At 43.0% G+C, this 827-nt stretch carries 1 protein-coding gene; it reads left to right on the plus strand.

Annotated elements, in window-relative coordinates; genetic code table 11:
* Positions 1–827: ISNCY family transposase (locus ACKX14_RS15525; protein ID WP_422449272.1), on the plus strand; the 827-nt coding region annotated here is incomplete at both ends.

An 827-nucleotide genomic window follows, 5' to 3' on the forward strand; every position in this document is an offset into this window, starting at 1 on the left:
AATTTTAAACATTTTCAGGAGCTTCTTGATAGGGTTGAAAACATCAAGTTAAGTTATTCTGCCCTTTATGGTATTCTCAGCGGCGCTGGTATCAAAAGCCCTAAAAAGAAAAGGCGCTTTAAACCTCATCGACGCCGCAAGAGAAAGCCTCAGATAGGCCTTTTAATTCAGATGGACGCTACCCCGTATGATTGGCTCGGTGACGGTAATAATTATACCCTCCACGGCGCTATAGATGATGCCACGGGTAATATCGTTGGCCTTTATATGACTAAAAATGAATGCCTTCAAGGATATTTTGAGACTTGCCGCTATATGATTTTAAATTTTGGTATACCTGTCAGTTTATATTGTGACAGACATGCTATTTTCCTGTCTACCAAGGCCGGCAAGCTCTCCATTGAGGAGCAATTGGAAGGTAAAGTTTGTAATGATACTCAGTTCCAAAGAGCCATGAAGGAGCTCGGTGTTACTATAATTCCCGCAAGATCACCTCAGGCTAAGGGGCGGATAGAGCGCCTTTGGAATACTCTGCAGTCTCGTCTGCCTGTGGAGTTTAAGATAGCAGGGATAAAAACTATCGGTGAGGCTAATGAATTTCTTAAAGGCTATATACATGAGTTCAACAGGATATTTCCCGTTGAGCCTCAAAATGCTGAGTCTGCTTTCCGCCCTCTTCCTGAAGGTGTTGACCTTGACTGTATCCTTTGCGTTAAGCAAAAAAGAAAGGCCGATAATGGCGGCGTGTTCTCTTTCTACGGTAAGCAGTTCAAGGTCATTCAAAAAGAAAACCAGCCTTCCATTCCGGCCCATACAACTGTTAATGT

The sequence above is a fragment of the Thermorhabdus hydrogeniformans genome (assembly GCF_049310025.1).
In the GTDB taxonomy this organism is placed as follows: Bacteria; Bacillota; Thermosediminibacteria; order Thermosediminibacterales; family Tepidanaerobacteraceae; genus JBJYKD01.